Origin of the sequence: Streptomyces sp. NPDC003038, from assembly GCF_040611115.1 — a bacterium.
GTDB lineage: Bacteria > Actinomycetota > Actinomycetes > Streptomycetales > Streptomycetaceae > Streptomyces.
On sequence record NZ_JBEXNN010000007.1, the window covers coordinates 157,729 to 181,166 of the forward strand.

Here is a 23,438-nt window from a genome sequence, read left to right on the forward strand (position 1 = left end):
TAGCGGATTGGGTAGCGGTAGCGGATAGATGCGGCTACCGGCCCGGCCGTTGGGGGCCGGGCCGGTAGCGGGTGTGACTGTTGGGGTAGCGGATGTTTCCGGGCTATCCGCTACCTCCGCAGGGTGTGTGACCTGCGAGGTAGCGGAGGTAGCGGCAGTAGCGGATTCTCAGGGGGTGGGGGGCGGGCAGTACCTCGCCCAGGCGTCCGCGAGGTCGGCCGCGTAGTAGCCCTTGAGGACCGTGGAGCCGGTCTTGATGTTGCGGGGTTCGATCGGTTTGTTGTCTCCGGTCATGTACTCGCCGAGCATCTTCGCCAGGCCCCGGGAGGTGAGGGGCTTGCCGCCCATGTCGGCCCAGGGCGCCTCTTCCAGCGCGTAGAGGCGGTCCAGCACGGCGACGGTGGGCAGCCGCTCGATGCCTTCGAAGACGTGGTCCCGGAGGTCGGTGAGCAGGCGGATGCCGATGCTGCCCTTGTCGTCCTGCTTGGATGCGGCCACGATCTCGGCGCATGCGGAGCGGGCACGGGCCGGCCAGTCGCCTCCGGCGGCGTCCGCGACGGCGATGAGGGGCTCCCAAACGTCCGCGGGCCGGTCGGTGACCTCCTCCGGCATGTCTGGGAACACTCCGTCGACCAGGTGCCGGACGCTGTCGGCCCATACGGCGAGCCGGTCACGGAGGGCGTGGCCCTCGGGAGCGTGCAGGCGGCGGCGGAACGGCTGGACGCGTTCGTTGCGGGCCCGGCGCCGCATCCGGATGATGACCGACCTGGTCAGGATGGTGTCCGGCAGCGAGCCGAGTCCTGCCATGGCGACCACGCAGAAGCTGGGGAACTCCTGGACGGTCTGGTTGGTGCCGTCTCCGACGCACCGCCACATGCCGGCGCCCCGGTGGTGTCCCGCGTTCAGAAACCCGCGCAGCGGTTCGTTGTCCCCCGCCTTCGGACCGAAGATCGTGTCGACCTCGTCGAAGAGGATCGTGGGCCGGGTCTCCAGGGTGGATACGGCGCGGAAGAGGACCGGCGCGGACGCGTTCGCGGCCACCAGCGGCTGGGGGACCAGCGTTTCCACGATCTCCAGCGCGCGGGACTTCCCCGATCCGGGTTCCGGGGAGAGGAAGGCGAGGCGAGGGGTGGAGTCGAAGCAGTCCAGCAGGTGCGCGTGCGCGTCCCACAACGTGACTGCGACGTAAGCGGCTTCGGTGGGGAAGACGTTGAACCGCCGGTGGAAAGCCTCCACCTCGTCCAGCAGCAGCGAGCCGTCGGTGGCGGCCTGCGTGGGTGCGGGCATGGTCTGGGTGTCGAGGGTCATGCGGCCTTCCTCCGGTCGGTGGAGACGCGGCCCAGCGGGCACACGGTGCGGTGGTCGGTGTGGAGCTGAATGAGGGCGAGCACGTTGTTGTGTCCGACCGCACTGCGGTCATGGCCGCACTCGCATTTGGAGTGGCCGGTCGGCACCGCGCCGCGCGGGGCGCAGATGTGGAGGACGGCGACGATGTAGCGGCCGTCCGCTGGGCGCGGGTCAGGGCGAAGAGATGAAGGGACGCCTTCGGCGACGACCTTCGGCGCACCACTGCCGTCCGTGGCCGGGGCCGGTTCGGCGGAGTTGGGGCCGGTGGGGGGTGCGGGGAGGCTCTTCAAGGAGGAGCGGGGACGCTGGTTCATGCCGTCCGCCTCATCGCGTTGCGGGCGATGGACCAGTTCAGACCGGAACGGATCGTGTTGCGGCACTCGGGAGACGACAGGCCAGCCGACTCCCCCGCCCATTGAAGAGCCTCCTCCACCACATCGCGGGGGAGGTCGCCCGCGGCGATGAACCGCCCCAGAGCGCGGGCGGCCCGCAGCAGTGTCCCGTTGCGCTCCCCGGCCTGGGCCGACTCCACCGACGCGACCTCGGCATTCAGGGCAGCAGCTGCGTACTTGCCGGTCCGCAGGGTGGCGGGCCGTCCGGTCAACTTGCGCAGGGCCTGCTTCGGCCCCAGCAGCCCGTACAGCCACGTGGGGAACGGCGCCGGGGCCACCGGGTGGGTGACCTCGTACACCCCGGCGGGTGTGACGCTGCCCGGGGCGACGACGTACCCGCCCCACGCGCGAGTGTCGATCAGCCTGCCCAGACGGCCCGCCGTGTTGCCCAGCCGCACCCCGGCCGGAGCGGTGAAGTACAGGTGGGACCCGCCGGTGGGAGTCCGCACCGAGAGGGTGGCCGGGACGGGCTGCCCGGCGCGCTCGCAGAGCGCTTGGAAGGTTGTCGCGCCGCTAGGCGCGTCCGAACTGCCCTTGCCCTTCGGCACGTCCAGGTCCACGACCACAAGGTGGGACGGGCCAGTCGCGATGCCGACGTTGAACGGGAGCCGGTCCCACGCGCGCCGGATCCGGTCCGGGTCGCTGGTGGCCCGGTCCTCCCACTTGCGGTGCCCGCCGGCGCAGTCACCCAGGGCGGGGCAGTGCTCCTCCCCGTGCAGAGCGGGGCGCTTCTGCCCTGGCCGGAGCGGGAACACGCTCCAGCCGAGGGCAGCGGCATCGAGCGCGGCTGTCAGCAGCGCGGATGCGGGTTGATAGGTCATGCTGGATTCCTCCAGTGGTAGCTGGAAGAGGGCGGCCCGGACTTTGGCGAGACGGGGCCGCCCTCGTCATGTCAGTGGCGGGTGTGGTCGGTGGCGAGGTCGGTGAGGCGCTTGGCCTCGTCGGAGGTGACGGCGCGGTAGCGGACGCTGACGCGGCATCCGGGGTGGAGGCAGCGGACGGTGTGCTTGCCGGTGAGCAGGGCGACCGCGTCAGAGATCAGCTCCGACAGCGGGGCCGGGTCCTGGTTCATGGGGGTTGGCCTTTCAGCGGTTGTTGAGGGTGCCGGTGGCCCGGCCGAACATCCCGGACGCGGTGATGTTCTGGGTGACGTGCTGGACCGGCCCCCCACCCCGGCCCGCTTCGCGCCCGGCGCGGAGGAGGAGCGGGGCGAGGGTCCCGGCGGCGATGAGGGCGATGGCGGCCCAGAGGGCTTCGGTCATGGCGATCAGTCCCGGGGCGGCGTAGGAGATCCCGAACCCGGCGGCGGCGATCCCGCCGCCGACGGTCGGGGCGAGGAGCGCGGTCGTCTTCGCCCACGCCGGGATCGGCTGGACGGCCGGCGCGGGCGCCGGCGGGGTGGGGTGGGTGTAGGCGAGGGTGCGGTAGCCGCCGGGAAGCGTGACCATCTCGACCCCGGGCGGCAGTTCGGGGGGCAGCATGACGGGCTGCTGGATCGCGGTGGGGTGGTAGATCGGGTCGCCGTAGCGGGCAGGCGGGGTGGTGCTCGCGGTCGTGTGCTCATAGGGCATTGCAGGCTCCTGGACGCGGTGCGGGCGTCCCTGTTGGTGGTGGGGCCGCCCGCTTGGGTGGTCGCTCTGCGTGTGTGCGACTACTGCCTACTGCCTACTGCCTACTGCCAACCCGGTACTGCCTACTGCCAAAACGGCTGGTGAAGGCGCCTGGTGGGCAGTAGGAGGCCCGTATCGGGGGTTACTGCCAATTTGGCGGTAGGCAGTAGGCGGTACCGGTGTGTGGCCGCTCAGGCGTGGTCGGGGTGTACGTAGACGGAGTGCGGGCCCCGGTCGCGGTAGTGGAGTTCGCCGCGCTCGGCGGCAGCCTTGAGGGTCTTGCGGACGGCTTCGCGGCTGCGGCCGACGAGGTCGGCGACGGCGGCGGGCTTCATGCCCTCGGGCCCGGCTGCGCGGATCGCCGTGATCGCGTCCGGGAGCCACATCGGCCCGGTCTCCTTGTCGTCGCGGAGCGCGGACAGGTTCAGTCCCGACGGTTCGGCCTTCGGCTCCTCGGGGGTCTGGGGCTGGGGGTTGGTGGTGAACTCGATGCCGATGAGCCGCTCGAACTCGGCGTCGACCGCATCCACCGCCGGGGCGGGGGTGGTGGTGCGCAGGGCGGAGAGGTTCAGGCCCCCGCCCCCGCCCCCGTCCTCGGTCGGGGTGGAGTCGGTGGCCGGGGTGGTGTTCTGGTGCTCGGTGATCCAGGCGGTGCGGGCCTGGTCCCAGCGGCGGGCGTAGTCGGGTCCCGCGGCTTTCGCGGAGACGGGGTCGAGGCGGGGGTGTCGGTCGGAGGTGGCGATGACGATGTCGCGGATCTGGGCGGGCTTGATCCGCCAGGACTTGAACAGGCCGATCCCGGATTCGGGGGTGCCCAGGAATCCGGCGCCCTTGTAGGGGGCCTGGTCGACCTTGAGGCCGCGGGAGCCGGGGAACAGCTTGGACAGGTCCATGCCCTCGGTCTCTCCGCCGGTCAGGGCGGCGCGGACCTTGGCCTCACGGCGGATCATCAGGTCCCCGAGGACGGCGCCGGTCGCGCCCAGAGCGGTCAGGACGGTACGGAGCGCCATGGCGCGGGCGATCCGGATGACCTCCAGGATCTTCCGCGCCAGCACCCGGTGCTGCTTGTCGGTGGAGGCGAGGATTTCGGCGCCCTCATCGATGACGATCTCGATCTGAGGGATCTGCGCGCTCACCGGCAGCAGGTCGGTGTTCGCCTTGGCCATCAGGTCCTGGTAGGCCATCTTGCGGTGCTTGGCCACCCGGATCGCGGTGTCCAGCATGAGCAGGGCCTCTTCGTGGGTGGAGGCGAGCCAGTCGATCCCCGGCCGCACCGCCTCCCCGCCGGTGTTCTCGGTACGGACCCACGGCAGGCCGGCGGATCCTGCGTTGAGGTCGATGACCCAGGTGATGACGTCGGTGCAGCGGGCGAACCCGGCCAGGATCGTGTGGACCATGTTGGTCTTGCCCGATCCGGTGGGCCCGACGACGAGGGCGCACTGCTCGCGCAGGAACACCGGCACCTCGTCGGCGTTCGTCCGCACACCCCAGGGGATGCCGGTCAGGACCGACAGCGGCCCGTAGCTCGCGGGGTAGGGCATCTCCTGCTCCAGGACGTTGACCGTCGTCACGTCGATCAGTACCCGCCCCTGGTGGATACCGCGGCTCGCGGTGGCGGTGCAGCCGTGCGGCAACCGGGCATCGGCGGACAGCCGCGCGGACTCGGTGGCGATCTTGGCGTAGGTGATCCCGCCGGGCGGGAGTTCGGCGTCGATGGTGAATCCGGCGCCGGTCGGCCACATCTCCACCGCCAGGACCTTGATGGTGATGTGGCAGACCCGTTCGATGCGGTCGACCCACTCGGCGGCGATCTCCCGCCGCTCCGCCGACAGCTCCCGTACCACCTGCCGCTCGGCCGCCGCGAGAGCTTCCAATTCGCGGGCCTCCTCGTAGAAGCCGACGGAGCGGGCCGCGGCGCCCATGCCGACCCCGATCACCGCCAGCGACCCGAGGGCGGTCCAGGTCAGCGGGTTGGTGGCCAGGGCCCAGGTGGTCCAGCCGGATGCGAGGAGCCAGGACGCGGCGCGTGCGCCGATCGTGCGGCCGGCCAGCTTCTGGCGAAGGCCAGTCGCGGTGTGACCGATCGCGCCGATCGCGCCGACCGCGAGGGCCCAGGTGGGCGGCATGTGGGCGAGGGTCCCGACGGTGGCGACGGCGAACGCGCCGGTCGTCGCGGACAGGGCCCCGGTCACCGGTCCGTGCCCGGCGGCCCAGTCCAGGGCGAGACCCTCGTGCTTGATGGTGTGAGTGGCCATGATCAGACGTTCCAGCCCTTCTCGGCGTCGGGACCGTTGCGGGGGTCCTCATGGCGGGCGATGTCGGCCTCGTGGGCCTGCCGGAAGACAGCGCCCAGGTCCTCGGCGACGGCGGTGGCCGAGTTGATGGCGCCGTAGATGTCGTTGAAGCCGCCCGCGACTTCCTTCTCCAGCGGGAACTCCGAGTCGGAGCGCTCCGCGAGGATCTGCATGATGTTCGCGATCGAAGCGAGGGCCTGGGGCAGGCCCTCGATCATCGCGAGGATCTCCATGGCGCTCTCGGGCTCGTAGGACTGGGCGGCCTGTTCCATCTCGGCGGCCAGTTCCTCGAACCTGAATCCGGACGTGGTGCTGTCCATCTCGTGTGCTCCTTCGGCGGTGGGAGGTGCGGGTACCTGTCCTTCGGGCCGCTCGACGCGGTCGGTGATCTGCTGCTCGTCGTCCTGCTCCAGCTCGGCCGCCGCTTCCTGCTCGGCGGTCTTCTCGTCCTGGTCGAGCCGGGCGCGGGTCTCCTCGTCGCGGGCCTCGCGCTCGGCTTCGGCGCGGCCGGCGAGGAGGCGGTAGAGACGGCGGCCGGGGTGCATCAGCCACGCCCAGCCGAGCTTTCGCCCGAGCGGGGTGGTGACCATGCCGACCACACCGGCCAGCAGCCCGCACAGCGCCGCCATGGCCCGGCGCCCGTGGAAGCGGGCGGCGGAGCGGAGCAGGGCTTTGCGGGCGGCCTTCTGGGCGGGGGCCTTGAGCTGGGCGACCCTCGCCCGGTGGGCTGCCGACCGGACACCCTGACGGCCGGCGGCCACGGCCCGGCCGGAGCTGCGGTCCCGTGCGGCTCGGGCGGCGCCGACGGCCTTGTCCCGGACGGCGGCGGCCTTGCCCATGCCCTTCGCAAGCGTCCGGGCCGCCGCCCCACGCGGCTTGCCCGTGGTGGTGTTGGCGCGCTCGGCGGTCTTGGCGGCTCGGCGGGCGTCGGCCACCTGGCGGCGGGCCTGCACTGTCGCCGCTCGGGCAGCCGCCCGGGTCGGCGACTGCGTACGGGCCTGGGACCGCAGCGCCTGCACCTGCCCGGCCCGGCCCCCGGCCAGACCGGCAGCCGCACGGGCGGCCCGCTGACGAGCCGACACCCCGGACTTACCCCCGGTCGAGGCGGACCGGCCACCGCCGGGACCGCCCGCACGATGCCGGGCCTGCCCACCGGCAGCGGCTTTTCGAGTGCCGGCGCCGCCACCACCGGCACGCGGTGAGGTGCGGGGCTGGGACGGCACCCGACTCAAGAGGCCGCGGCCACCGGTTCCGCCCGGCGTCCGGGATGACGTCGGGGAGGACTTGGCTGCGGTCTTCTTCACGGCGGTCTTGGATCGGCGCCGGACGGCGGCGGTTCCCAGGACTGCAGCGCCGGTCATCGCGACCGCCGCCGCGATCGGCCCACCGACCAGAGCAGAGGCGGCGAGCAGACCCGCTGTGGTGTTCGCCCCGGACAGGGAGAGCGGCACCACCGGGAAGCCCCCCGGGGTGTGCTCCACCTCCTTGGCCGGCGCGGGCTTGTCAGCGTCCGGCGGGGCCGGGGCGGGGATGGTTTCTTCGGGGGGAGCCTGCGGTTCGGTGAGGATCTCGGTCATGCTGAACGTGCTCCTTCACGGGAGAAGAGGGCCCGGCCGTCGCTGTAGGAGGCCTACGGCCGGGCCCTTGCTGAGTGGTTCAGGCGGCGCACTGTTCGTCGTCGGGGTAGGCGCAGGGGACGCACATGCCGAGCGAGGCCGGGATCACGTATCCGGCATCCCGGCAGCACTGGGGGCAGGTACGCCGGGCCGCGTTGGCCCTTGCCAGTGCGGCCTGCTTGGCGGGGGTCATGGGCCGGACCGGCTGAGCCCGATCAAGCCGATACAGATAGGCCACCAGCGGCCCCCGCCGGTGGCGGGGGCGCTCCACCTGCGCGACCACGTCCTGACCACCCGGGCGGAGGCCCTGGGCGCGAAGCTGGCGACGGGTGGCCAAGCCGTCCGGGGCGAGGCGCCAGGAGTAGCTGGGCAGCGTGCTCATCAGCAGGTGTGGTGGTAGGCGGCCCGGCAGGTGTTGGCGTGCTCGTTGGCGCTCGCACGGGTCAGGCGGAGGCTGTACTCGCTGTGCGTGTCGCCGCAGCCGTGGCAGGACCAGCGGGCGCGGGAGTGGGTGCCGGTGATGTCGACGGCGGCGCCGAGCTGGTTGTGGAAGCGGATGAGGAGGCCGGTCGGCTCTACGGGAGTGGTCTCGGGGGGGAGCTTCACGGGGTGGCTCCTTCCAGGGCGGGGGCGGTGTTCGCGTCGCGCAGTTCCTGGTAGCGGGTGGAGGCCCAGCCGACAGACCAGCCGGTCAGTTCCGCAGCGACCCGGACGGCAAGTCCGGCATGAAAGGCGGCACGTACGGTGGCGCGGGCCTGGTCCTCGGGGAGCTTCTCCGCCGGCGGTCCGGCGGACAGCAGCGCGGCGCGTTCACGCTCGATGCGTTCCTGTTCACGGAGCTGTTCACGGCGTTCACGCTCGGCCTGATCGGCGCGTGCCTGGCGTTCACGCTCGGCCCTCTGCTGGGCCTCCAGTTCGCGCTGCTGCGCGGCCTGGCGTTCAAGGCGTTCACGCTCGGCCTGCTGCTGTTCACGGAGCTGTTCACGGCGTTCACGGGCCTCGCGCTCCGCACGCTCGGACGCCTCCGCCCGCTCCTGCTCCTCGCGGCGGATGCGGTCCTGGCGGTCGGCCTCCTCGCGGACGAGGCGGGCCTGGTGTTCACGCTGTTCACGGGCGATGGCCGCCTCGTGCTCCCGGCGTTCACGGGCCCGCTGTTCGCGGGCGTCCTCGCGGTCCTGGACCGCCTTTGCACGGGCTTGTTCCGTCGCGTGCTGCTCGGCTTCCAGGGCCCGCACGGCGGCGGTCAGGGCCCGCCGGTAGGCGAGTCCAGCCTCCGCCGTCACGATCAGGAGGAGTGGTGCGACGGAGTGGATGGCTACGCCTACCAGGTCCCCGGCCAGGGCGGACGCGCCGATGTTGAGGGCGAGGGTCATGGCGCCGGTCATCCAGCGCAGGGCCACCGGCCAGGCACCGCCGTGCCCGCCGAGACGGGCCAGGACGGAGTCGAGGCGGACCACGATGACCACGGCCGCGTCGACCACGAGGGGCAGGATCGGCGCCGTCCACCGCCATGCAGCGGGGGTGTGTGCGGCCATCAGCGGGGTGACCGTGAGGACGGAGTAGAGCATCGCCCCGCCCACGATCAGCCACGTGCCCACGGCCAGTGCGCGCTCCGCTGAACGCATGTGAACGCTGTTCATGCCGCCCCGCTTTCCAGCGGCCGGACCTTGACCGTGCCGAGGAGGAGGACCCGCACCGGGTGGGGGTGGTACTCCGGCCCGGTGCTCTCCAGCCACTCCCATTCGGCGTCGTCGGCGAGCGTGAACCCCAGTTCCGTCAGGGCGCGGAGCCGCTGATGAACGCTCGGGATCTCCGTGGACGTCGGCCACGTGAACGTCGGCCACTCGCTGACCAGACCGGACATGGCCACGTACATCTGCCAGCACGGTCCGGGCGTCTTTTCCGGCTTGGTGGTACCGCAGCAGCGCAACGACAACTGCGCTCCGAAGATCTGCTTGCTCATGCCGCGTCCCCCGACACCCTGGCGTCGGCGGTGCGGTTGGCCAGGTCCCGCCGGGCCGCCAGGACCCGGTTGTGGGCCCGCCGGATGCGGCGGGCGTCGAACTCGGACGCCGGGCGGTCCAGCAGGGCGATCAGCGCGTCGAGCAACTCGACCTCGGCCAGGACCACGGGCATCTCGGTCTCGATCGCGTCCAACTCCGCGTCCGACGGCTCCAGGCCGTCCGACCACGGGGTAACGAGGTTCTGAAGTGCAGCGATGGACTTCATGGGTCTTGCTCCTTCTGTGGAGGAACGGGACTCAGCAGCCCCCGGCGCGGGAACGCCGGGGGCTGCACTGCGTTGGGGTGAAGCAGGAAGAACTACTCCGGCTCCCCTCAACCCCGCCCGTACGACGCCTTGGGCGCCGGACGGACGAAGGAGGCAACCGGCCGCCGCAAGCCGCGGCGGATTAGGTGACGCGAAGGCCAGCACCGCCACGCCGGCCCAACGTGGCGGCGGCCAAGGGTCTTAAGCGGATCACTTCGAACCTCCAGATCGGATGTGCACAGGTCTCGCACTGCAAGGGGGACCGATGTCCCCACCCTCCGGCCGTTGCTCGCGGTCGCCGGGCCACCTCGCCAGTACGGGCCGAAACCCTGTTCTGCCTGGCCTTTAGCGGGATTGCAGCGTCCCCGCCCTGAGCTGGGCTCCAGACACACGGAGCCCTTGCGAGTTACCTAGGTAACTCTGCGATATGAAGTTACCTAGGTCGCTTGCGCGCAGTCAAGTGTCTGCGGCAAGCCTTCGAAAATGACCTAGGTTGTTACGCTCTACGTATGGACTGGAACCCGGAGAAGCCCCCGACGGCCAAGGAGATCGCCGCCAAGTTCCGCAAGGACATCGGTGGCGGCGTGTACCCGACAGGAAGCCAGCTCCCCGGGGCCAAGGGGCTCGCTAAGAGCCTCGGCGTGGGGCTGATGACCGTCCAGAGTGCGTACAGGCAGCTCGCCGAAGACGGCCTTGTGGTTGGCCGACAGGGGAGCGGGACGTACGTTCTGGACCCCGCGAAGGGTGACCCCACAGCTCAGGACGCCGTGAGCGGCCTTCGTGAACTCCAGAACCAGCTTGCGCATGTCACCTCCCAGCTCTCGGAACTCCAGGACCGGGTCGAGCGCCTCGAAGCGGCTCGGCCTGGTCCGTCTGACGAGCACCAGTAGGCCGTATTTCGCGCCGATCTACAGTGCACAGGGTTAACAGTCGGCCCCTGTTACCTGTTAACTCGCCACGTCAGGGCCGTGCTTGGGCATCATGAGGGCTTGCCGCGTCACCTGACATCGGGGGTGCCATGAAGACGAAGCTGCAAGCAGCACGGTCCGCGCGAGGTTGGTCTCAAGCCGACCTGATGGACGCGATGGAGGATGCCGCCGCGCGGCTCGGCGTCCAGCTCCCCTCGCGATCGAGTCTGAAGGCGCAGATCTCGATGTTCGAGAACGGCCGCAGGCCCCCGGGCTCGGAGTATCAGACGCTGTTCTGCGAGGTCTACCAGGCCACGAGGGTCGAGCTTGGCCTGGCGCTTCCCGCGGCTCCATCTCAGCTCGACATGCTGCCTTCCCTTCCTGTTCCACGTGCCGAGACCTTGAAGATCTCTCCTGACGTCGTGGGGTACCTGAAGGCGGTGTTCGTGCAGCACGTGCAGGCCGAACCGCTGGTGGGCCCCCGGTTTCTCGTACCTGCTGTGCAGAGTCAAATGCCGCTGATCGAAGAGCTCTGCAAGGGGGCTCAGGGGTCGCTCCGGGACGACGCGGTCCGTGTGGGCGCCCGGTACTCGGAACTTCTTGGGTGGCTGCACCAGGACTCCGGGGACTCGCAGTCGGCGATGCTCTGGACGAACCGGGCTCTGGACTACGCGTCAGAGCTGGATGACCCAGCCCTCAGCGCGTACGTCTTCCAGCGGCGCAGCAACATCGCGGCTGAGGCAGGGCAGGCCGGCTACGCGATCGGGCTCGCCAACGCTGCCCTGAAGCACGCTCGCGAGTTACCCCACGACGTTCGGGCCGTCGCGCTCCGAGCCAGGGCATACGCGGATGCTTTGCTGGGGCAGGGGGACGACAGCACGCGCGCCCTCGACGAGGCACGGACGCTTGCCGACCGGGGCCCGGTTGGGGGAGGGCTCGCCCCGTACTGCTCGGTCTCGTACATCAACATGGAGGCCGCGAACTGCTCCCTGTGGCTCGGGCGTCCTGAAGAAGCCGTGGTGACCCTCGAAGCGAGCCTCACCGAGTGGCCTGCTGAGCAGCAGAGGGACCGGGGCCTCTGCCTGGCTCGGCTCGCGACCGCTTATGCCCAGCTTGAGGACGTGGAAGCCGCGTACAACGCCGCGTCACAGGCCGCGTCGATCGCGCAGACCACTGGGTCGGCCCGGATCCTCGCGGAGCTGCTGAGGCTTCAGCCTCTCCTGTCGCCGTGGCGAAAGCTGATCGAGATTGCGGAGCTCAATCGGCTGTTGGGCAGTATGAAAGGGACCTGACCGGACCAGAGGAGAGCTGTGAACCTGCTTCCCACCATCACCACCGTCGATGCCCAGGAACAGGCCCCTCGCGTAGCCGTGCTGCCGATCGGGTCGTACGAGCAGCACGGCAGCCATCTGCCGCTCATCACCGACACCGCCATCGCATGCATCATCGCCCGGGAAGTTGCTGCCGCGTACCCGGTGCTGGCTCTGCCTCCTATCAGCATCGCGTGCAGCCATGAGCACGGCACGTGGGCCGGGACCGTCAGCATCAGCGCACGCACGCTTCACGCGGTGGTCACCGACGTTGCCGCTTCGCTGGAGGCGTCAGGGGTGCGGAAGCTCGTCCTCGTCAACGCCCACGGGGGCAACTACGTGCTCTCGAACATCGTGCAGGAAGCCAACCTCGTCGAGCCGCGCATGAGTCTCTTCCCGCAGAGCAAGGAGTGGAACCGGGCGCGCGAGCACGCTGGCCTGAGCAGCAACGCACATGACGATATGCACGCCGGAGAGATCGAAACCTCGATCCTCCTTCACGCGGAACCGTCTCTGGTCCGCCCGGGCTACGAGACCGCTGACCACGACGCGAGCGACCGGCCGTTCCTGCTCACGCTCGGCATGAAGGCGTACACGACGACTGGGGTCATTGGGTTCCCCTCCCACGCTACGGCGGAGAAGGGCAAGGCCGTGCTGGAGAGCCTGACGACCAGCTTTGCGGATCACCTCGCGGCACTGGGGGAGGGCTGAGCCCGGTCTCAATCGTGGGCTCAGTAGCTCAGGATTCCGTGGTTGTCCGTGGCCGGTTGGTGACGTGCGAAACCTGCTCTGACCTGCTCCGCTGCGCTTGAGGAGGACGCCAGCGGACGGCTGTGGAGCAAGATCGGACAACTCGTAATGCGTAGGTCTCGGGTTCGAATCCCGAAGGCGGCTCTGTAGAAGCCCCAGGACTCACTCGCCGTGACCTGGGGCTTTTGCTATTTTCCGGTCGCCGCACCGGGCGTTGGGCCGGGCGGCCGCAATAAGCGTGCCGCGGACGGCCAACCCGCAGAATCGTCGGCGGTCTCGGTCGCGGTCTCGGACGACGGCGACCGCTGGCTATGCGAGGACGGGACCTGCTCCGGCCGGACGACCCGGTCCACCCGGGCCCGGTCGTCCGGCCGGGCGCTGCGGGGCCGCAGCGCCGTCGTCAGGCGCGGGCGCCCGGGTCGTGCCTGCTCAGGGACGCCTTGACCGCGCGGGCGTACGGGCCCTCCCACCACGGGATCGTCTCCACCAGGACCGGCTTGGTGCCGGAGGCCAGGACGAGCGCCCGGCCGGGGGGCATCGCGCCCAGGTCGGAGACCTTCAGAACGCGGTCGTGGCGTACGGACTCGTTCATGGTGCGGTTGCCGGACCAGCCGCCGGTCTCCGACTCCCGGGTCGTGGTGAACTCGCGCAGCTGGTACTCGCCCGCCAGCTCGGACAGGTCGCCGAGGAAGCGGGTGTCGGAGACGCCGCCGCCGTAGACCCGCACGTTCGCGGCCGACCAGAGCTTCTCCATGCCGCGCTCGCCCCACACTTCGATGCCCTGGGCCCAGGACTGGAGGATCGTCATCAGAATGATGCCGCGCGAGCCGTAGTGCGAGTAGAGGTCGGGCAGGGCGCGCCAGCGGCAGACGTTCGCCGCCTCGTCCAGGACACCGACCAGCGGGCGCGACAGCCGGCCGCCGCGCTGGGTGGTGGCGTACTCCTCGGCGGCCTCGACGACGGCCACGGTCAGGGCGGTCACCAGCGGGCCCGCCGAGTCGCTGCCCTCGCGGGAGAGGGAGTAGAGGGTGGAGTCGCTGCGGACGAAGGCGCGGGGGTCGAACTCCGGACGGTCGTCGTCGGGGGAGGCCGGCGTCACCCACCGGTTGACCTCCGGGTTGATCAGGCAGGACGCCATCTGCTGGGCGACGCCGTAGATGCCGCTGCGCTGCTTGTCCGGGGCGGTGATCACGCCGGCCAGGGAATCGGCCGGCATGAGGTGGCCCGCGGCGCGCAGGATGCGCTCCGGGGTGTCGTCCTTCGGGTTGGCCAGCCAGGTGTAGATCTGGGTGATCGAGGACTTGGCGGTGGCCGCCGCGAGCAGGAGGTTGGCGAGCAGGTCCTGTCCGGCCGGGTCGAAGAACGCGTCGGTGGAGGCATCGGCGTCCCGCGAGCCCGACGCGAAGTGGTCGGCCAGTTTGCGGGCCTTGGCGACATCGGTCACGTACGACAGCGGATTCCACCACCACGCGGGCGGCTCCTGCGCCACCTGCTGCGGGTCGAAGACCCAGACTTGACCGCGCTCCTGGCGCGGGCCGCGGGTGGCATCGACGATGTCCCGCTTGTTGGAGGTGACGAGCACCGCGCCGGGGGCGGCGAGGATCGCGGGGATGGCGCGCCGGGTCGTCTTGCCGGTACGGGGGCCCCAGATGTCGACGTGCATGTCCTCGAAGGAGCCGAACAGCGGTTGCCGTCCCCGCAGCGAACGGCCGATGAAGACGCCGGGCACGTTGCTGTCCACCCCGAGTCGCTCGGCGGTCGCGGCGGCGCCCTTCATGGTGAGCTTGCCGAGCTCCTCGCCCTGGGCGAGATGGCGGGCCGCGCCGTCGACGTCGGGCTTGTTGCGCATGCGCTGGCGGATCCGGTACACGGCGGTCGCGGCCGCGGCGAGCAGCAGCGCCTCAGCGGCCGCGACGGCGTTCGCCGCACCGTGCGGCCACGGGTAGTCGCCCTTGACCAGGGCCACGGCGAAGGAGAAGGGGTTGCCCGGCGGGGCCGGTTCGCCCCCGAAGGACGCACCGAGCCGGGCGGCGAGCCAGGCGCCGCAGAGGAGGGCCAGGACCGAGCCGACGAGGAGGACGATCTCGATCGTCCAGTCCTCGTCGGAGCGGGGCTTCTTCTGCTGTTGGACGGTCATGGTCAGGACTTTCCTTCCGCTGGAGCGGGTGTGGCACGGAAGACGAAGAGACCCTTGTCGTCCCGGAGGATTCCGTATCCGTTGCTGGTGAACTCCGGGATGTCGTCGTACGGAGAGAGGAGCGCCCCGGTACGGGCGTTCAGCGCCTGCCTGCCGTCCGTCTCCGCGTACAGCACCCCGCCGGGCGACTGAGCCATCGGGCGCAGGCTCTTGTCGTCCGTCCTGCGCCACAGTTCGCGTCCGGTCTCCGTGTCCCAGGCCACGACCCCTTCGCCGAACTGGCTGACCGCGGTCTTCCCGTCCGGGGACACGGCGGTGCGGTCCTCGTCCCGAGTGATGTTGAGCGTGATCGAGGGGCCTTCGGTCAGGCGCCGTCCGGTGGCCAGGTCGACGACGGTGATGACCGCCTCGTCGGAGCTGGAGGGGTTCCACAGGAGGATGGCCCGGTCGCCGCTCAGCGGCCGCAGCTGGGCGGTGGCGTGCGTGCCCGGCCGGTTCGCCGCCGCGACCGCCGAGGGTGGTGTCATCTCCCGTGTCGACCAGGCCGTCTTGCCGGTACGGCGGTCGGTGACCACGAGGTAGCCGCCCTTGCCGTCGTAGTCGTCCTTGGTCCCGGTGGCATATCCGAAGCCCGGACCGACCGGCTTCTCGTACGCGTCGGCCTTCGCCACCTCGATGTCGGTGCCGCCACCGATCGGGGCGTACGCGAGCTTCTCGCCCCGGGCGGGGAGCTGGACGAGGCCGTCCAGGACGGGCCGGCGCAGGTGCGCCTCGCCCTTGACGACGGAGCTGCCCAGCTTCTCGCCGGTCGGGCTGTACATCGTGTACACGGCGGCGGACAGATCCTGCTCGCCCGACGCTCCCGTCCCCTTCTGGAGGGAGCGGATCAGCAGGGCGGGGGAGCCGTTCTTCCAGCGGCCGACCGCCGAGGGTTCACCGGTCCCCTCGCCGGTCCCCTCGCCGGAGCCGGAGCCCCCGGAGGCCGAGCCGGAGCTGTTGCCCGAGCCCGAGCCCCCGGACGGGCGCGTCGTGGGCATGACGCTCTCGTACTCCGCGCGCTGCTCGCCCGTCGCCGCATCGAGGAGACGGGTCACGAACCGGCGGGTATCGGCGTCGTCGCTCGCGCCGCGGTGCGGCACTTCCTCCGTGAGCACCACGGCGTCGCCGACCACGCAGCGGACCGCCGCGCCGGACGCGGCCGTACTCTCCGCCGCGCCGGGGCAGTTCGCCGGTGCGTCCCCGCTCGTGTCGCGGGCCCACACGGGCTGCCCGACAAGTCCCGGGTCCGCCTTGCCCCCGTAGACCGGGCCCTTCGCCGGGGCGGAAGTCGTGGGCTCGGCCCCCTCCGGCGCGCGCCCGGAGGGGCCCTTCTCCTCCGGGCCCCCGCAGCCCGTGGCCAGCCCCAGGGCCAGCACGGCGCCGCTCGCGAGCGCGAGCGCGCTGCGCCTGTGCCTGTGCCTGTCCATCAACGTCGCTCTCCTCTACGCATGCTTGTGGCTGCCGTCGCCCTCACCCGCATCGGTGCCCGGAGGGATCGGCACCCGGTACACGCCGGTGATCTCGCCCTGCACGTCCCAGGTGCTGAACTCGACGTTCTTGCCGGCGCGGGGGGCGTGGAGGATCTTCTTGCCGGCCGGGTCCCACACGACGCCCACGTGCTCGGAACCCCTGTTGCTGGGACGGAAGAAGATGATGTCGCCGGGCTGTGCCTTGCTCAGATCGACCTTGGACGCACGGAGCTTGTCCTCCTGGTCGTAGGTGACCGCACCGATGTTGATCTTGCCGCCGCTGGCCTGGTAGTAGATCCACTGCGTATAGCTGGAGCAGTCGAAGGAGACGGGACTGTCGCCCTGCAGTCGCGGGGCACCCCAGACGTACGGCTGACCGATGCCGCGCTGCGCCCAGCGGAGCGCCGCCCGCACCACCGGGTCGTCGGCTCCCGGCAGTACGCCGGTCACGGTGCCGTCCGGGGGAACCGCGGTGCCCTTGCCGTTCTTGGCGCAGTTGGCGTACTCGACGTCTTTGCCCGCGCTGCCGTCGCCGCCGGGAACGGTGCCGTAGTCGGGGTTGGCCGAGACCTTGCCGTTCAGCCAGCCCTCCGGGTCGACCATGCCGGGACCGTTGTCCTGGCCGGGGACGAAGGGGTTGTCGACGCCGGGGATCCGTACCTCCCAGTGGAGGTGCGGGCCGCTCGAATTGCCCGTGCTGCCGACCGTGCCGATCTGGTCGCCTCGCTTGACGCTGCTGCCCTGGGAGACCGAGACGGTGGTCTGGTGCGCGTACAGGGTGATGACGCCGTTCGCGTGCTCGAGGTGCGTTTCGTTTCCGTACGAGCCGCCGCTGCTGACCTTCACCACCTTGCCGTCGGCGGGAGCGTAGATCGGGGTACCGCTTGAAGCCGTCAGGTCGAGCCCGGTGTGGTATCCGAGACTCCAACTGGAACCGGTCTGGCGGTATTTGGCGCCGACCTGATAGGTGCCTTTCTTCAGCGGCCACTGCCAGTCCTTGCCGCCCGCGGGCTGCGGGTCGTCGGGCCTGAGCGGACGGGAGAAGGCGACCGGTTGCAGGCTCGATTGCAGGTTCGGTTGCAGCTTCGGGTGCGTCTTCGGCTGCGCCTGGTTCGACGCGGCCTGGGTCCGCTCGGTGTCGCCACCGTAGGGCGGCGTGGACCAGGGGCGGGGCGAGGACGCCTTGATGCTCAACGCCTCCGTCGGCTGTGCGTCGTTGCCGACGGGAGCGGGAATGTCCGACTGCTTCCCGAGGGTGGGGAAGCCGGGGTTCTTGTCGACGGTCGCCTTCAGGTGCGCGTACCAGCCCTCGATCAGGCTCTTCTCGCCGGTGAGGTTGCCGCGGTACCGGGCCGCCTGCGTGAGGACCACCCGGGGGTAGACGGTGTTGTCCCTCTTCGAACCGGAGTAGTTCAGCAGGGCGTCCCAGGGCTTCGTCTCGACCTTCTTCGCGTGGAGGAAGTTGGCGGCGGCGAACGCCGCGTCGTCGATGTTGTAGAGGTCCTTCTTGCCGTCGTTGTTGCCGTCGTCGCCGTAGTCGTGCCAGGCGTCGTTGCCGAACTGGAGCAGGCCCATGTAGCCCGCGCTGTTCTTGCCGCCGGGCGCGGCGGAGGGGTCCTGGCCGTACTTGGTCTCCTGGTACATCTGCCCGGCGATGATCGTCCAGTCGAGCCCCTCGTAGCGGGCGGCGGCCCGCATCGCGGCCAGCATCATCCGCGGAGGTATCTCGTTGCGGGCCGTCTCGCTGGGCATGTACACCTTGCCGGCCGGCATGATCGGATTGGTGGCCGCCTTGTCGCTGGTGTTGCCCTCGGCCGCGTTCTGGCCGTAGTTACCGCAGGCCGCCTGCGCGGCTCCGCTGCCGAGGCCGCCCACCAGCGCGCTGATCATGATGATGGCGAGGAAGCCGATACCGCCGATCGGCAGCAGGCCGCCGGCGCCGAGGATCAACAGCCATTTGCCGTTGCCCTTCTTCTTGCCACCACCGCCGCCGCCCTGGCCGCCTGCCAACTGAGCGGCCATCTTGGCCGACTTCGCCACCTTGGCAGCCTTTGAAGCGGCCGCCAGTACGGCAGGAGCCACCATCGAGTCTCACTCCCCCGCTTTGTCGGACGCGCCCACGTTGCCCAGGCCGTACAGGTCGAACGCCGAGACCTTCCACGCCCCGCCGTCCTTGCGGGCGCTCACCAGCCAGGAGTTGGTCTCCGTACGCGTCTGCTTGCCGTCCTCTGAACGGACCGCGGTCAGCGAGACCACGCTGGATATCATCCGGCCGCTGCCGCGGACGAGGTCGTCGGCGATCATCGCGTCACGGACCACGGTCGCCTTCCCCACGGACGAGCAGCGGACGGCCTGACAGGTGGCCCAGTCCTTGCCCGTGGGAAGCGCGGTCTGCTGCTTCATCTGCTCGCCCCCGACGGTCAGCGCGATCAGCGGCTGCGCCCAGGCGGCGGTCTGGTCGGTGTGCTTGTACGTGCTCAGGCCCCCCATGTAGGCGGCCATCGCCCGGTGGGCTTCGGCCAGTTCCTCCGGCGTGACGATGGGGGCCACGGAGTCGGAGGCACCTGTCTGCTGCGCGCCGCCACCGCCACCGCGGGGCGTGCCGGCGCCCTTGTCCTGCGCGGCTGTCGCAGGGGCCTTGCCGTCGGACGGGTCCTCGGTGTCGTCGTCTTCGTCGAAGACGGTGAATACCACCAGGGCGCCGATCAGCAGAACGCCCAGTATCGCCAGGGCAAGTACCGCACTTCGCTTGTTCTCGGCAGGTGATTCCACCGTCCCGGGCCTCCCTCAGTCAGGTCGCCCGGACACGTTAGGGGGCGGGAAAGCCGATGGCGCACGCCTTTTCCTCGCGAGGAAAGGCGAGGAAAGCGTGAGGAAACATCCGGGCGATCCAGCCGGGCCCGCTGAGCGAAGCCCGTGCGGAGGGTCGGTGAAGAGGCTTCCTGAAAGCCCTCACCGATCCTGCTCACGCGGAAGGCGCGGCGGGGTCGTACGGATCGACGGGCAGCGGCTCGAAGGGGTAGGCCGTATGCCCGCCCTTGGGCGAACAGGATGCGAACGGACCCATGTCCGCGTCCAGCAGCACCCGCAGATGCGGGTCGGCGTGGTGGAGCCACCAGGTGGACATGCCCAGTGCCGGGTCGTGACGCAGGTGCTCCCAGGCCAACCAGAGCGCGGAGAGCCGGGCGCCCGCCTCGGGGTGCTCCCACCAGCGCGGACACCAGGTGGCGGTCGAGCCGTTCAGGCGGCGCCGCACCATCTGCGACAGGTATTGGGAAACGAAGACGAAGACGTCGGCGAAGTAGAACTCCACCTCTTCGTCGGACGCCTGCTGTGCCTCGGCGCTTGTACTCATGGGTGAGTCCTCCATGCGGGACTGTCGTTCATTGCCAATGGGTGCCGGGTGCCGGGTGCCGGGTGCCCGGTGGCCGGGTGTCGTCAGTTGGTCAGTGCTCGATGCCGACGGCCTTCGGCGCCACCTCGGCGGCCACGGGATTGCTCACGCCGTGGGTGGAGGGACCGCGGGGGGCGGGCAGTGCGGCGGTGGGCCGAACGGTCACACCGGGCAGGAAGGCACTGGCCCGGGCGGGCAGGGTGTGCTGTTTCGGCTCAGGAGCGGCCGGTGCGGTCAGCTCGTCGTAGCTATTGGCCGAGGAGAGCCGGGAGAGCGCGGACGTGTGCGCCTCCCGCAGGTTCTCGGGCACGTCGAGGGCGCCGAGCTTCGCGGCGAAGTCCTTCGGCGAGGTGTTCTGCGCGTCGTAGTCCTCCATCCGCACCTGGCAGCGCAGGGACGCGTTGGCTATCAACGAGTCCACCTCGGGCGGCAGGTGCTCGTGGCGGGGCGCGGGCAGCGGGAACCCGACGTTCTCCTTGCCCACCTTCTCGTGCGCGAGCAGCCGCGGCAGCTCGTCCTTCCCGAGGATGGAGCCGGCCCCGATGTCGGCGCAGAAGGCGACCACCGGCCCTTCGGCCGCTTCGGCGTAGCGCCCCGAAATGGTGGCCCACACCTCCGGGGCAAGGGCGTCGACTTCCGCCGCGTCCAGGGCGAAGTCGTTGACCAGGGCCGCCTTCACGGAGGGCTCCCACAGCTGGTACGAGTCCAGTTGCCGCCCCGCGGGGCTGTCCTCCAGCACCTGGTACGACCGGCTCTCGCCGCAGGCCTGCGCCAGGAAACGGTGGTCCACGACCTGGGGCGCGCCCTCGGGCTGGGACTTCCACGACCAGAACGCACGCGTGATGCCGCGGTCCTGGTTGGTGACGGACCGGTTTGCGGCGACGTCCCGGATGAACGAGGCGATGTCCGGGGTGGCGCGGCCCTCGGCGTGCGCCGTCCGCCAGTCCGCGTAGATGCGGGCGGTCACCGCCTCGGCCTCGGCCGCGGTACGCGGTTTGCCCGCGTGGTCCGCCTCCTGGAGGGAGATCGCGCGGGTGATCTCCTCAAGGGTCGGGGGTGTCGAGTCCGTCATCCAAGGGCTCGCAGGACTTCGACGGGCGGGCGGACCTCCAGGGAGATCGCCGACGCGCCCGGCATGTCCGCGGCCCAGGTGGGGAACGCGATGGACTGGCTCAGCACGACGAACGGCTCGGCCGCACCACCGCTACCCGTGCCGCCCCAGTACGCGAACCGGTACGGGCGGCGGCTCTTCAACCGGAATTCCCGCTCGGGCCAGTAGCCGGGAGCGGGAGGTTCCGGGAAGTCCGCGGTGTCCCAGGAACCGGCCCACGCGGGCGCGTTGAGGACCCCGGTGGCCGCTGCCACGTACTCCGGCCAGGTCTCGGCGGCCAGGTCGAGCACGGCGGGGTTCTCCTCCGCGGCGCCGGCCTTCACCTGCCACCCGTAGTGGGACACGCTCTCGACCGGGTTCCAGAAGCCACCGGACTCGAAGGTCAGCCGGCCGCCCGTGGCCGTGCGAACCACCAGCTGGCGGTCGAACGTCTGCGGCTCCCAGCCGTAGCGCTCGCACCACGCACGGAACCCCGGAGAACCGCCCTGCGGCGGCCCCGCCCATACCGAGGCCCAGTCCACCCGCCGGAGACCCTCCAGCTCGGCGGCCAGGTCCTGGGCGGTGCGGCCGGTCGTCTCGGTCAGCATCCTTTTCTGCTCCTTGCTCGGTACATGGGTGCGCGTCCGCATCGTGGCAGATCCGGTGGTCAGTGCTCGATTCCGGCGGGCTTCGGGGCGATGTGTGGGGCCACCGGCTCGATCGCTCCGTGGCTGGTGAGGCTGGTGCGGGACGCGGGGATGACGCCGTGGCTCACGTTCACGCCGGGAAGGAAGGAATTGGTACGCGCACTCTGCCGCTTCCCCTCGGGGGTCGCTGGGTTCACCTCCTTGTAGCTGTTGGCATTCGACAGCCGGTCCACGATTTGCTTGTGCGCCTCCTTCTGGTCCTCCGGGACGTCGATGGCGTGCAGCTTCATGGCGAATTCCTTAGGGGTCTTCGTGGGGTCGTAGTCCCCCATGAGCAGCTGGCAGCGGACGGGGTCGTTGGCGATGAACGCATCGATATCAGGGGGCAGGTGTTCGTGCCGGGGCATAGGTGTGGCGAACTTGATGCCGTCCTTGCCGACGTTGGACTTCTGGAGGAGCTTCGGCATTTCGGTCTTGCCGAGTACCGAGTCCTCGGTGATGTCGGCGGCGAAGCCGATCACCAGGCCTTCGGTCTCCTCGGCATATCGGTCGGAGAGCGTGTCCCATGCCTGCACGTGGGTGGTGTCGAGTTCCTCCGGTTCGAAGCCGAAGTGTTGGGCGAGGGCGTCCACCACGAATTCGTTGCCGAGGAAGTAACCATTGAGCTGGTGCCCAGCGGGAGTGTCCTCCAGTACTTGGAGGCCGCGCGACTCTCCACAAGCTCGTGCCAGAAAGCGGTTGGGCACGGGCTTGTCCACGCCGTCGAGCTGGGACCGAAAGGACCAGAAGGCACGGTGGGGGCCACGGTCCTCATTGGTGACCGAGTTTGCCCCCGCAAGATTCTCGATGTACTTCAGAAGACCCGGCCCCGGCCCGACCTCGTTCGGTGGGAGCGTCGACAAGTAGTCCCTGTAGAGCCTGCCGGCTATCTCGGCCCCGGCTTGCTGGTCGCCCGGTTCCGCCTCGGCATGTTCCTGCTGGAAGGCAAAGGCCCTGGCTATCTCTTCCGGGGAGGGGGGAGCGTCAGGTCTCACAGCTTTCTCCGTGAGCCTTCGGGGGCGTTCACGGTCAGCCGGATCCGTGAGCCGCCCGGGGTGTCAGTGGTCCACGCTGCGAACGACACCGACTGCACCAGCACGATGAAGGCCTGCCCGGGGTGGTCACCCACCGGCTTCCAGTACGCCATCCGGTAGGGGGTGCGGGTCTCCAGGCGGTATTCACGGTTCTCCCAGAACCCCGGCTCCGGCGGTTCCGGGAAGTCCGGTGCATCCCAGGGACCGTTCCAGACTGCCGGTCCCAGCACGCCTTCGGCTGCCCTGACGAACCCCGGCCACTCTTCGGCCGCGCGGGCCAGGAGACCGGGGTTCTGGGACGCCTCGTCGGCCTTGAGGTGCCACGCCCAGTGGGTCAGCCGCCTGACCGGATCCCAGTTTCCACCTGCTTCGAACGTCCACCTGCCCCCGCCGCGGCTGTGCACCACCAGGTTGCGCTCGGCTGTCTGCGGCTCCCAGCCGTAGCGTTCACACCACTTGCGGAACTCCGGAGAGCCACCCTGGGGCGGGCCTGCCCATACGGAGGCCCAGTCGACTCCGCGCAGGCCTTCCAGCTCGGCGGCCAGGTCCTCGGCGGTGCGGCCCGTCGTCTCCGTCAGCATCGTCTTCAGCTCCTTGATCGGTACGTGCGTTCGTCTCGTGGCAGACGCTTCAGGACAGGATGATCCCGAGGATCAGCAGGCCGACCACCACCGCGCCCATGATGAAGCGGACCTTCGGGTCCTCCCGCTCCCACAGTTCGTGGACCACGGCCCAGCCCGTCATCCGGGCGGCGCGGCCGTCGTGGATGCTCGTGCTCTGGGCCGGATCCTGGCCACCTTGCGGCTCGTCTTCGTCCGGGTCGGGCATCCCGGTCGTCCCCTGCTGGGCCTGGGCCACCAGGACCAGCCCCTCCAGCAGCTCGGGCATCGTGTGCGGGGTGAGGGGGTACGAGACGGTGCCCTGCGGGGTCTGCAGGCAGAGCTTCGACTGCCAGGGGTTGCCGGGCTCGTAGCCGTCGATCCACGCGTGCTGGGCCTCGATCATGGGGCCGGGCACCGCGTCGGCGGGCGCCTGGGGGAGGGCGTACTGGTCGCTCAACTCTCGTCCTTCGCAGGGTCGGGGACGGCTCGGCG

General features: G+C 70.4%; 24 protein-coding genes and 1 pseudogene. 3 read left to right on the forward strand and 22 right to left on the reverse strand.

What is annotated here, in order from left to right:
• Window positions 1-171: 171 nt before the first annotated feature.
• The 12 genes and pseudogenes from ABZX75_RS11720 to ABZX75_RS11775 form a co-directional block, all read right to left on the reverse strand.
• A pseudogene (locus ABZX75_RS11720) lies at window positions 172-1,308 on the reverse strand (DUF3631 domain-containing protein); the annotation flags it as partial.
• The gene (locus ABZX75_RS11725) at window positions 1,305-1,661 is read right to left on the reverse strand and encodes a hypothetical protein (protein WP_355409989.1); all 357 of its coding nucleotides are present in this window, start codon (window positions 1,659-1,661) and stop codon (window positions 1,305-1,307) included. The pseudogene ABZX75_RS11720 and the gene ABZX75_RS11725, both read right to left, overlap by 4 nt.
• Window positions 1,658-2,560: a bifunctional DNA primase/polymerase gene (locus tag ABZX75_RS11730; protein ID WP_355409990.1), complete on the reverse strand. Its 903-nt coding sequence runs from the start codon at window positions 2,558-2,560 to the stop codon at window positions 1,658-1,660. Before ABZX75_RS11730 ends, ABZX75_RS11725 begins: the two co-directional genes overlap by 4 nt.
• 71 nt (window positions 2,561-2,631) lie before the next feature.
• Window positions 2,632-2,811, reverse strand: coding sequence for a hypothetical protein (locus ABZX75_RS11735; protein WP_355409991.1), 180 nt, complete (start codon window positions 2,809-2,811; stop codon window positions 2,632-2,634).
• Window positions 2,812-2,824: 13 nt separating this feature from the next.
• Window positions 2,825-3,310, reverse strand: a complete 486-nt coding sequence (locus ABZX75_RS11740; RefSeq protein ID WP_355409992.1) for a hypothetical protein — start codon at window positions 3,308-3,310, stop codon at window positions 2,825-2,827.
• Window positions 3,311-3,540: 230 nt separating this feature from the next.
• Window positions 3,541-5,604 (reverse strand): hypothetical protein, encoded by a 2,064-nt coding sequence (locus ABZX75_RS11745; protein WP_355409993.1) that lies wholly within the window; start codon window positions 5,602-5,604, stop codon window positions 3,541-3,543.
• 2 nt (window positions 5,605-5,606) lie between these two features.
• Entirely contained in the window at window positions 5,607-7,220 is a 1,614-nt protein-coding gene (locus ABZX75_RS11750) for a hypothetical protein (protein WP_355409994.1), read from the reverse strand.
• A 79-nt stretch (window positions 7,221-7,299) separates the two neighbouring features.
• Window positions 7,300-7,641 carry an RRQRL motif-containing zinc-binding protein gene (locus ABZX75_RS11755; RefSeq protein WP_355409995.1) on the reverse strand — a complete coding sequence of 114 codons (342 nt, stop codon included), beginning with the start codon at window positions 7,639-7,641 and terminating at the stop codon, window positions 7,300-7,302.
• Window positions 7,641-7,865 (reverse strand): hypothetical protein, encoded by a 225-nt coding sequence (locus ABZX75_RS11760; RefSeq protein WP_355409996.1) that lies wholly within the window; start codon window positions 7,863-7,865, stop codon window positions 7,641-7,643. Before ABZX75_RS11760 ends, ABZX75_RS11755 begins: the two co-directional genes overlap by 1 nt.
• A complete protein-coding gene (locus tag ABZX75_RS11765) occupies window positions 7,862-8,899 on the reverse strand; it encodes a DUF2637 domain-containing protein (protein ID WP_355409997.1) in 1,038 nt (345 codons plus the stop codon). The genes ABZX75_RS11760 and ABZX75_RS11765 overlap by 4 nt, the downstream gene beginning before the upstream one ends.
• Entirely contained in the window at window positions 8,896-9,222 is a 327-nt protein-coding gene (locus ABZX75_RS11770; protein WP_355409998.1) for a DUF6303 family protein, read from the reverse strand. Before ABZX75_RS11770 ends, ABZX75_RS11765 begins: the two co-directional genes overlap by 4 nt.
• Window positions 9,219-9,488 carry a DUF6284 family protein gene (locus ABZX75_RS11775; protein WP_355409999.1) on the reverse strand — a complete coding sequence of 90 codons (270 nt, stop codon included), beginning with the start codon at window positions 9,486-9,488 and terminating at the stop codon, window positions 9,219-9,221. The genes ABZX75_RS11770 and ABZX75_RS11775 overlap by 4 nt, the downstream gene beginning before the upstream one ends.
• Before the next feature lie 548 nt (window positions 9,489-10,036).
• Between ABZX75_RS11775 and ABZX75_RS11780 the strand changes: the two genes are divergently transcribed.
• From ABZX75_RS11780 to ABZX75_RS11790, 3 genes are all read left to right on the forward strand, one after another.
• Entirely contained in the window at window positions 10,037-10,417 is a 381-nt protein-coding gene (locus tag ABZX75_RS11780) for a GntR family transcriptional regulator (RefSeq protein WP_355410000.1), read from the forward strand.
• 185 nt (window positions 10,418-10,602) lie between these two features.
• On the forward strand, window positions 10,603-11,727 hold the full coding sequence (locus ABZX75_RS11785) for a hypothetical protein (RefSeq protein ID WP_355410001.1): 1,125 nt from the start codon (window positions 10,603-10,605) through the stop codon (window positions 11,725-11,727).
• A gap of 18 nt (window positions 11,728-11,745) precedes the next feature.
• The gene (locus ABZX75_RS11790) at window positions 11,746-12,456 is read left to right on the forward strand and encodes a creatininase family protein (protein WP_355410002.1); all 711 of its coding nucleotides are present in this window, start codon (window positions 11,746-11,748) and stop codon (window positions 12,454-12,456) included.
• Between the two features lie 439 nt (window positions 12,457-12,895).
• Here ABZX75_RS11790 and ABZX75_RS11795 read toward each other — a convergent pair whose 3' ends face one another.
• From ABZX75_RS11795 to ABZX75_RS11840, 10 genes are all read right to left on the reverse strand, one after another.
• Window positions 12,896-14,632, reverse strand: coding sequence for a TraM recognition domain-containing protein (locus tag ABZX75_RS11795; RefSeq protein WP_355410003.1), 1,737 nt, complete (start codon window positions 14,630-14,632; stop codon window positions 12,896-12,898).
• Between the two features lie 2 nt (window positions 14,633-14,634).
• Complete coding sequence (locus ABZX75_RS11800) at window positions 14,635-16,098, reverse strand: PQQ-binding-like beta-propeller repeat protein (protein WP_355410004.1); 1,464 nt, start codon at window positions 16,096-16,098, stop codon at window positions 14,635-14,637.
• 15 nt (window positions 16,099-16,113) lie between these two features.
• A complete protein-coding gene (locus ABZX75_RS11805) occupies window positions 16,114-18,225 on the reverse strand; it encodes a peptidoglycan DD-metalloendopeptidase family protein (RefSeq protein ID WP_355410005.1) in 2,112 nt (703 codons plus the stop codon).
• Window positions 18,226-18,231: 6 nt separating this feature from the next.
• A complete protein-coding gene (locus tag ABZX75_RS11810; RefSeq protein ID WP_355410006.1) occupies window positions 18,232-18,912 on the reverse strand; it encodes a hypothetical protein in 681 nt (226 codons plus the stop codon).
• A 193-nt stretch (window positions 18,913-19,105) separates the two neighbouring features.
• Entirely contained in the window at window positions 19,106-19,495 is a 390-nt protein-coding gene (locus tag ABZX75_RS11815; protein ID WP_355410007.1) for a DUF4913 domain-containing protein, read from the reverse strand.
• 91 nt (window positions 19,496-19,586) lie between these two features.
• A complete protein-coding gene (locus ABZX75_RS11820) occupies window positions 19,587-20,606 on the reverse strand; it encodes a hypothetical protein (protein WP_355410008.1) in 1,020 nt (339 codons plus the stop codon).
• Window positions 20,603-21,232, reverse strand: coding sequence for a hypothetical protein (locus tag ABZX75_RS11825; RefSeq protein ID WP_355410009.1), 630 nt, complete (start codon window positions 21,230-21,232; stop codon window positions 20,603-20,605). Before ABZX75_RS11825 ends, ABZX75_RS11820 begins: the two co-directional genes overlap by 4 nt.
• A gap of 59 nt (window positions 21,233-21,291) precedes the next feature.
• A complete protein-coding gene (locus ABZX75_RS11830; protein ID WP_355410010.1) occupies window positions 21,292-22,017 on the reverse strand; it encodes a hypothetical protein in 726 nt (241 codons plus the stop codon).
• Between the two features lie 284 nt (window positions 22,018-22,301).
• On the reverse strand, window positions 22,302-22,925 hold the full coding sequence (locus ABZX75_RS11835) for a hypothetical protein (RefSeq protein WP_355410011.1): 624 nt from the start codon (window positions 22,923-22,925) through the stop codon (window positions 22,302-22,304).
• Between the two features lie 49 nt (window positions 22,926-22,974).
• Window positions 22,975-23,403, reverse strand: coding sequence for a hypothetical protein (locus ABZX75_RS11840; protein ID WP_355410012.1), 429 nt, complete (start codon window positions 23,401-23,403; stop codon window positions 22,975-22,977).
• Between the last annotated feature and the right edge of the window lie 35 nt (window positions 23,404-23,438).

Coding starts and splice junctions, on each gene's coding strand:
- ABZX75_RS11725 (WP_355409989.1), bottom strand. CDS start 1,661: ATGAACCAGCGTCCCCGCTCCTCCTTGAAGAGCCTCCCCGCACCCCCC.
- ABZX75_RS11730 (WP_355409990.1), bottom strand. CDS start 2,560: ATGACCTATCAACCCGCATCCGCGCTGCTGACAGCCGCGCTCGATGCC.
- ABZX75_RS11735 (WP_355409991.1), bottom strand. CDS start 2,811: ATGAACCAGGACCCGGCCCCGCTGTCGGAGCTGATCTCTGACGCGGTC.
- ABZX75_RS11740 (WP_355409992.1), bottom strand. CDS start 3,310: ATGCCCTATGAGCACACGACCGCGAGCACCACCCCGCCTGCCCGCTAC.
- ABZX75_RS11745 (WP_355409993.1), bottom strand. CDS start 5,604: ATGGCCACTCACACCATCAAGCACGAGGGTCTCGCCCTGGACTGGGCC.
- ABZX75_RS11750 (WP_355409994.1), bottom strand. CDS start 7,220: ATGACCGAGATCCTCACCGAACCGCAGGCTCCCCCCGAAGAAACCATC.
- ABZX75_RS11755 (WP_355409995.1), bottom strand. CDS start 7,641: ATGAGCACGCTGCCCAGCTACTCCTGGCGCCTCGCCCCGGACGGCTTG.
- ABZX75_RS11765 (WP_355409997.1), bottom strand. CDS start 8,899: ATGAACAGCGTTCACATGCGTTCAGCGGAGCGCGCACTGGCCGTGGGC.
- ABZX75_RS11770 (WP_355409998.1), bottom strand. CDS start 9,222: ATGAGCAAGCAGATCTTCGGAGCGCAGTTGTCGTTGCGCTGCTGCGGT.
- ABZX75_RS11775 (WP_355409999.1), bottom strand. CDS start 9,488: ATGAAGTCCATCGCTGCACTTCAGAACCTCGTTACCCCGTGGTCGGAC.
- ABZX75_RS11780 (WP_355410000.1), top strand. CDS start 10,037: ATGGACTGGAACCCGGAGAAGCCCCCGACGGCCAAGGAGATCGCCGCC.
- ABZX75_RS11785 (WP_355410001.1), top strand. CDS start 10,603: ATGGACGCGATGGAGGATGCCGCCGCGCGGCTCGGCGTCCAGCTCCCC.
- ABZX75_RS11795 (WP_355410003.1), bottom strand. CDS start 14,632: ATGACCGTCCAACAGCAGAAGAAGCCCCGCTCCGACGAGGACTGGACG.
- ABZX75_RS11800 (WP_355410004.1), bottom strand. CDS start 16,098: ATGGACAGGCACAGGCACAGGCGCAGCGCGCTCGCGCTCGCGAGCGGC.
- ABZX75_RS11805 (WP_355410005.1), bottom strand. CDS start 18,225: ATGGTGGCTCCTGCCGTACTGGCGGCCGCTTCAAAGGCTGCCAAGGTG.
- ABZX75_RS11815 (WP_355410007.1), bottom strand. CDS start 19,495: ATGAGTACAAGCGCCGAGGCACAGCAGGCGTCCGACGAAGAGGTGGAG.
- ABZX75_RS11820 (WP_355410008.1), bottom strand. CDS start 20,606: ATGACGGACTCGACACCCCCGACCCTTGAGGAGATCACCCGCGCGATC.
- ABZX75_RS11825 (WP_355410009.1), bottom strand. CDS start 21,232: ATGCTGACCGAGACGACCGGCCGCACCGCCCAGGACCTGGCCGCCGAG.
- ABZX75_RS11835 (WP_355410011.1), bottom strand. CDS start 22,925: ATGCTGACGGAGACGACGGGCCGCACCGCCGAGGACCTGGCCGCCGAG.